Here is a 7105-nt window from a genome sequence, read left to right as displayed (position 1 = left end):
TTGGGCGTTTGTTTAGGTTTTCAAGTAACTTAATGAATAGGGTTGAATTTTGCTCTAGGACTATGCATAATGTGAGAGTGTATTGGTGGAGGCGCCATGATCATTAAGGAACCTTTTGACCATGGGCCTTCGAGAAGATTGGGAAGGCTTTTCGAGGTTGTAGAGAGAAGGTGTAGGGATTGTAGGAGTGCGAACCATAGTTTTGTCAGTGTAGTTTACATTTCAAGCTATATCTTTTCTGAGTTAGCTATCGTCAATGGTAGAATGGGGATTAGGAAGCTTATCGATGTTTTGAGGAGTATTGCTACTGGATATGGAACGAGTACAATCTGCCTGATTAGAACTGTTTCACCTAACTGTATGCCCAACTTCAGTTACCATAAAGGTTTCCTAGACTCTCTCAGGGATTGTTGCTATATCGTAGTCTATGACCATTGGCGAGAGTTTCTGAATCACGCTAAGTTCATCATATGGATACATTTCTGTATAGATGAGAAGGTTGCATATAGATTTTCATATTACGGGTCAACCAACTTTACGTGTCGTGGTATAGCTGTTGATAGCCGAGGCAGAGGGAACTTTGAGGAGTACTATGCTTCTAATGTGTATACTGTTTCCCTCGTTCATTCTTCTCGGTATGTCAGAAACCTGCTATACTACTTACGCAACGTGTATGATCTACTGCAACATACTGAAAGAATGTACACTGATCCACTATATATTCACACAATACTCGAGAAGCATCTTGAAGAGCTAGAAAGCGTCATAAATATGCTTATGCATATACTCAGAGGAACCAAGTTGCTAGATCTATATGATGCCGTTGTGCAAGGTCATACCGCATATCTATCCTCACTTGCCCTTCTAGACCAGTTACCTGGTAAGCGTTTAACTAAGGAGATAGCCCTCAGCCTAATCAAGTTTAGGGAGCCCATAACTCCTACAATGCTAGAAGTTATGGTTACACCTAGCAGGGAGGCCTGGATCAGGGAAACTATTGCCAAATACTACGACAGGGAATATCTGCGAACAGAATTAAAGGGACTTACATCAGTACTAAAGAAAGTGCATAAAGAGTTCAAGGGATACCTAGAGGTGCTAAGGCGTAAACCCATCTTCGACAGACTAATGAAAGTGTATGGAGATGATAAAGAATGGGCATTAATCGAGAGAATTCATGCATCTAGAGAAGCATTCAAGATGTTAGAGAAGTTATTAAAGTCATTGAAAAGTAACTAGAAAGCCGATTTTCCATGAACATGTCTATCAACCTAGCTCTGTCAAGTGAGCTCAATAATGCCTTATTCAAGCTCATTCCATTCATCTCTCATGAAAGCCAACCCCTAATACTGTGGTTAAGGAAATCTTGAGCTCTATCCATGACATGAATATGGTTAATTTAATTCCTCATCTCCATTACACTGTGATTTAAATCTTATTAATCTAATTCGCATTAACTGGCTATACTGAACCTGGTTAGATAAAATTGAAATCACTTTTCTTCAAGAAATACTATTCACCATAGTTTGAAAAGCCTATTTCCTTTGGACGGTTGAGTTGAATAATCCCAGTACTATGTCAAGGAGCTTGAATCAAAATAAACAGTACTTCTTTCATAAGAAAACTCATCTTTAGCTTAACCAATTTAAGCATCCAATAAATGAGTTGGTTGACGCCTATCGCCTAGTTGGATTTAGGTTATTGTTGGATTAATTATAAGCTCCCAATATTCGGCCACATATGGGATAGAGCCCATCTCCTCCAGAATTTCCCTCCCTATCTCCTCATTCGTTTTTCCTCATAGGCTTTCGGGTCGCCATAACAGAAGTCGCATTTCATCGAAACTCTATAGTCAATGTGAGCCATGGCGCCAAGAGCGGACAAGCAACTAGCATGTTTTGCAGCCTATACATCGTAATGGATTAATCTGTACGATTCCAGTCTCTTCATCTTTTATTGCTGCTTCGTTTGGGCAGACGGCTACGCATACCGGTTGCCGTAGTGTTGGAAGTATATAGCTTCGAATTCGCCGCTTTTCTCGTTGAACTGCATGTGCAGATGAGCCTCTTCTAGGCTTAGCTGTTGAAGTGATAGTAGGTACATGTGATTTCACAGTGGCAGCATCCAGTGCATCTAGGTGGATCGTAGAGAAGTACCTTCTGTTCTTTAATTAGCCTCAAAATATTCCGCAAAATAGTTTTGATAAGGAGCTGATTAGAGTCCACATATTTAGGATTACGAGGATTATGCCTACTAGTGAGCCTAAAATGTGTGGAGACACTTTTTTGCAGGTGTAGGCGGCTAATGGAGCGGCTATAACGCCGCCGATAATTAATGGAATGGTAATATTCCAGAGAAAATTTTCAAAGCCTAAGGTTACTCCGAAGGTGGAGACTATAGCTATTGTTGTAAAGAATTCCGCAATGTTTACAGAGCCTATAACATATTTTGGTTCAGTCTTATTTGCAGATACAAGAGTGGAAGTGCATATTGGCCCCCATCCACCTCCGCCGAAAGCATCCACCATGCCTCCTATAAATCCTAAAAACAATAGAAAACTATGGGAGAAATCTTCTTCAGCTAATTTTGTGTTTTTCCAGAAAAATCTTAGAAAAATTCTGATTCCCAAAGCTAACAGTATTATTGCAACGAAGGGCTTCACTAACTCGCCCGACAAATTTGATAGGAAGTATGCGCCGAGGATTCCTCCAATGATACCGGTGCAGGTTAGTGGTAGAGCTATTTTGCCGTTGACGTTTCCGAATCTTAGATGGGATAGGCCCGAGGCGAGGCTGGCGAATATTTCTGATGTGTGTATAGACGCTGAAACTATGGCTGGAGTGAATCCTACGGCTATTAGGAGGGATGAAGAAGAAGCACCATAACCCATTCCCAATGTGCCATCAATAAATTGTGCGAAAAAGCCCATAATTAAAACTAGAAAGAATATTATCATTGTATTCACCTTATTTTTTGAAAACTTTCTTGTTTGATTTCGATTTTGCAGATTTGTCTATTTTAGGAACAATTATCAAGGTGTTATCTTTGAAAAGTATCCATCTTATTTTGTCTCCGTCCTTTAATCCAAAATGATCAACTATTTCCTTTGGAACAGTCGTGCGCCTTCTCGTGCCTCTAATAGTAAGTGTAGTCTCAGTAATATACTCAACTTCGTCAAGGTCTATTTGCATAGATAGAAATCGTCAAAATTTTCTATTAAATGTTTTGGTTTGAAACCAATATAATTTGGTTTCTATTATTCTGCCAAGCTCTTTAACAATGCAACCGAAAGATAAAGGATGGACAGGCTCTGAGGGTTGTCCCAGCCTCGATTTGAGGATCCTAATGGCTGATATATAATCCCTATAGAGGTCTTCTAGAGTGAGACCCTTTGATGTTCCTCTTGGATTCACCTTCGCCACTATTCATCCAGCTCTCTCAACTTCAGCACCACTCCAATATCACTAGCTTATCTGAGCTCCCTAAATGGCTTCGAAGAAAGATTATTTATTATTTGATTGTACTTTTGTTAATCTTTTCTCCATGTAGCTGTGGTATTCTTTCATTACATCTGATGGTATGGGATTTATCACTTCTATTTCTTTCACCTTTTTAGACAGCTCTTCATCTACACTATATATTTTAGATATGTTCAGCTCTTCAGCAAGCTCAATCAAGTATGCATCACATGATGAGAGGTCGAGTTCGGAGGCTGTTCTTATAGATTTTTCCACAATAGTTTTCGAGCAGTCAGAACGAGCAGTCAGGCAACGGATAGTCAGAACGGATTTTATAGATCTACTAGACATTAGCATTTTTGGCCATTCAAACCTGAACCTAATACATGGATATGTGATGTAATATGATAATTGTTCTTTACATATTAATGGAGATATTATGTTTATGACTTCTAGCTTGGGAAGTGGTGTTAGAAAGGGATGTTAAGTTTGCTGACAAGCTTTCTTAGTGAAAAGCTACTACCATCATAGTCTTTGCAGAAGATAGGGATGTAAGAGTCCTTGGAGTATGTAGTTTAGAGGATTTGGATTGATCTGAAAATTTTAAGGTGTTTAGTTTATCTCTTAATATATCTTTTATACACAAAGCTTTAACATACTTTTTATATTTTGTTTGCTTTTACTTATTTGGAGCTGTACTGTATGGGGGTCTTTAAGACTAAAAGAGGGAGGGAAAAGATAGTTTTAAGTGGAAATATACTTAAGCTTATAGTTGAGGGTAGAGTGAACATAGTGAAGAATAAGAAGTTGAGATATGGAAAGTATAAGATTATTAGAAGATATGTGGCTAAGGAGTAATAATCGTGGTTGTAAGGGTTAAAGTTAGAATAGTACGTAAAAATGTTAATAGATCGAGTGAGCTTGTAGTGCTGGTTAATAGTGGAGCTGAGAGTGAAGAGCCAGTAATAGTAGTAGACCCTGAAACTGCATTAATATTAGGCTTCTCAGATGAAGACTTCGACTTAATAGAGGTTGAATTAGCTTCAGGTCGAACACATAGCTTCATATCCAAGGAGAAGGTTGTGTTAGAACTTCTAGATGGGGAGGGTAATAAGCTTTCACATACATATGCATATTTAGCTGTTGATGAGAATTTGACTGAACCACTAATAACCGATATAACTATAGATGAATTAGGAATACAAGTCATAAAGTTTAAGGAGGGCTTTTGGAGACATATCAGTGATCCACCACATATAGTTAGAAAGAGTTCTCAAAGAATATGAAGCCATGAAATTTAATGTGATGGCTTGAAACCTTTCCTAAGCAGTTTTAAATTATTTCTATAGATTAGCTTAATAGTGTAATTGTATTGAGTGTTAGTAGGGTTGTTCGTGATGGTTTTTGGCTTTATATTTCAAGTATTGTGAATAATTTTCTGGCATCCTTTACTAGATGAATCGTCCCAGTTCTCAGCTACGAAAGAAACAAAAGCTACAAAAGTAGCGGAGATCTTCATCACGGTACGGCTTGAAGAGGTTAGGCTTTAAATACTATGCAATAGGATACTATATCAAGTAGCGATAACCCTTTAAAGCCATGGAACTGGTTCTATCCACCACATAAATAATTGTTATTTAATTCATTACTCTTATTATGCTATCATTTAAAATATCTTTATCAATTGATTTCTGATAAGGTGAATATACGTGCAATTGATGATTTTCGTTAATAGAATGGTGAGCATATTCAATTCTACTTTAAGTCTCCCTCTTTGAGAGTATATCTGATGTCTACCACTAGCTTTTAATTGAAGTTGAAGATTTATTGGAGGAGTATGACAAGTTAATTAATTTTCTTAGACGAGCTATCTTACCTCTATACTCATGTCAAAGAGCTTAAATCAAAATTAAACATAATTTATAAAATCTAGACTTTAACTTGTGGAGACAAATATTTTATAAGCTATAGCCGAGTTATAGTGATGGGTGCTGGTAGAGTTGGAGAGTAGTATGCTCATTAAAATAGCTGAGGACTTCTATTATAGGGCCAGCAAGGAGTTTGAAGCTGCAATAGCTAAGGAAGACATTCTAGGCTTAAGAGACTCCGCTGAAAAGGCATGGAATGCAGTGGTTCAGGCAATAAACGCACTAATACTTAAATATGCTGAAAAACTGCCTTCAAGCCACTTCGAGAGAAGAAAAATGCTAAGAGAATTGGAGAAGAAGGATAGAAGGATTGAAAAGCTAGGCCTCCTAGACAGATACATGGCAAGATATAAGGTCCTCCACGGCGAGACATTCTATGAAGGCATAATAGACTTAGAGCAATTGAGGACAGAGATGGACAAAGTCAAGAAGCTCATACAGGATATTGAATCACTGATACTCTGAGACCATTATCGGATAGTTAACTTTTGGCTCTTTCCTTCAAGTTAATAGAGAATTAATATAGTGAACCGCTTTCACCTATTCTTCGGGATAGCTGAGTTAGATTATCTTCATGACCGTGTTAAGGAGTTTGAATCAAAATTAAACACAATTTCAGCTTTAAAGGCTAAGTTGATTAATACTTATTACCTAGTAGGGCTTTTTTGATTTAATGGATAAGCTTGGGTTGTATTCTGAGAGGACAGATAGATATTTAGAAAGTTTTAGGAGTCACATTAATAGTGCTAGAGTGATTCTTGATGTTGGTTGTGGTAGAGGTGTTTTTAGTAGGACAATAGCTGGTGAAGGTTGCTTAGTAATAGCATTGGATATTCAAGTGCGATTATTACGAGAATTTAGGGAATTGTATGTTGAGAGAATATGTGCTGATGCTCATCACCTACCCTTTCGTGAGAAGTCTATTGACTGTGTTCTTCTTATATCTTTATTGGAGCATCTTGAAAGACCTAAGCAGTGTATTAAAGAGCTTTACAAGATTCTGAGACCTGGCGGGATATCCATAGTACAATCACTAAATCTCCAATATATATTCGAGCCTCATAGTAAGTGGCCTTTACTATGGATTATGCCTAAAAGATACAGTCAAAAATATTCAGGCTGATAGGTTACGACTATGTAAACATGAGAGTTACAATAAAATATCTTCAAAAGACATTTCAGAAGATAGGCTTCATCTTAAGAAAGAAGATAAAAATCTATCACTTAAACATTATGAAACTATTTATTGAGGCTTCATGTTACATATTCATTTTTGAGAAAATCATTTAAGCTAAGAACATAAGTCTTTTAGAAGAAACTCATCTTTAACTCAACCCATTAAAACCTCTAGTAAATGAGCTAATTGGATTAATTATTGACCTCTAATATTCAACTAAATCTAAATGTATTAAGATTATGTTGAAGAAAACCATAAACTATCCTAATAAATTCAAGTTGAACAAACATATCTTACGATCTAATTTTCTCAACTCCATTTCATTCCAATTCTTCCAAGAGAAAAAACTCATAAACTAAAATTCGTCTTACAAATGTGGTGACGAATTTGGATTTCAGAACCTTTCTCATACGCTTGAATGAATTAGATTTAAAGGAATTTAGATCAATAGATGTTGCTAACAAGCTTGATCTCCCGAGATAATATGTTTCAAATCTTCTTAGAAGACTCTTCATGATGGGCTTTCTAAAAAGAAGAAGAGT

The 7105-nt window shown here is 36.9% G+C and carries 9 protein-coding genes; 5 read left to right on the top strand and 4 right to left on the bottom strand.

The window, feature by feature from the left end; all coding sequences use genetic code 11:
- The first annotated feature begins 96 nt into the window (after positions 1-96).
- Positions 97-1239, top strand: a complete 1143-nt coding sequence (locus tag ACW8TM_RS10330) for a hypothetical protein (protein ID WP_491533211.1) — start codon at positions 97-99, stop codon at positions 1237-1239.
- 649 nt (positions 1240-1888) lie between these two features.
- On the opposite strand, the gene ACW8TM_RS10325 is transcribed toward ACW8TM_RS10330, so the two are convergent.
- From ACW8TM_RS10325 to ACW8TM_RS10310, 4 genes are all read right to left on the bottom strand, one after another.
- Positions 1889-2113 (bottom strand): hypothetical protein, encoded by a 225-nt coding sequence (locus tag ACW8TM_RS10325; RefSeq protein WP_491533210.1) that lies wholly within the window; start codon positions 2111-2113, stop codon positions 1889-1891.
- Between the two features lie 63 nt (positions 2114-2176).
- Positions 2177-2956: a sulfite exporter TauE/SafE family protein gene (locus ACW8TM_RS10320; RefSeq protein WP_491533209.1), complete on the bottom strand. Its 780-nt coding sequence runs from the start codon at positions 2954-2956 to the stop codon at positions 2177-2179.
- A gap of 10 nt (positions 2957-2966) precedes the next feature.
- Positions 2967-3191, bottom strand: coding sequence for an AbrB/MazE/SpoVT family DNA-binding domain-containing protein (locus ACW8TM_RS10315; protein WP_491533208.1), 225 nt, complete (start codon positions 3189-3191; stop codon positions 2967-2969).
- Between the two features lie 312 nt (positions 3192-3503).
- A complete protein-coding gene (locus ACW8TM_RS10310; protein ID WP_491533207.1) occupies positions 3504-3809 on the bottom strand; it encodes a hypothetical protein in 306 nt (101 codons plus the stop codon).
- Positions 3810-4160: 351 nt separating this feature from the next.
- On the opposite strand from ACW8TM_RS10310, the gene ACW8TM_RS10305 reads away from it, so the two are divergent.
- From ACW8TM_RS10305 to ACW8TM_RS10290, 4 genes are all read left to right on the top strand, one after another.
- Positions 4161-4316 (top strand): hypothetical protein, encoded by a 156-nt coding sequence (locus ACW8TM_RS10305; RefSeq protein WP_491533206.1) that lies wholly within the window; start codon positions 4161-4163, stop codon positions 4314-4316.
- Between the two features lie 5 nt (positions 4317-4321).
- Positions 4322-4744 carry a hypothetical protein gene (locus tag ACW8TM_RS10300; RefSeq protein ID WP_491533205.1) on the top strand — a complete coding sequence of 141 codons (423 nt, stop codon included), beginning with the start codon at positions 4322-4324 and terminating at the stop codon, positions 4742-4744.
- 726 nt (positions 4745-5470) lie between these two features.
- On the top strand, positions 5471-5851 hold the full coding sequence (locus ACW8TM_RS10295; RefSeq protein ID WP_491533204.1) for a PaREP1 family protein: 381 nt from the start codon (positions 5471-5473) through the stop codon (positions 5849-5851).
- A gap of 208 nt (positions 5852-6059) precedes the next feature.
- Positions 6060-6509 carry a class I SAM-dependent methyltransferase gene (locus ACW8TM_RS10290; protein WP_491533203.1) on the top strand — a complete coding sequence of 150 codons (450 nt, stop codon included), beginning with the start codon at positions 6060-6062 and terminating at the stop codon, positions 6507-6509.
- Positions 6510-7105: the final 596 nt, after the last annotated feature.

This window comes from Candidatus Culexmicrobium sp. (assembly GCF_058356305.1).
This window is presented reverse-complemented; position numbering and strand designations above follow the sequence as displayed.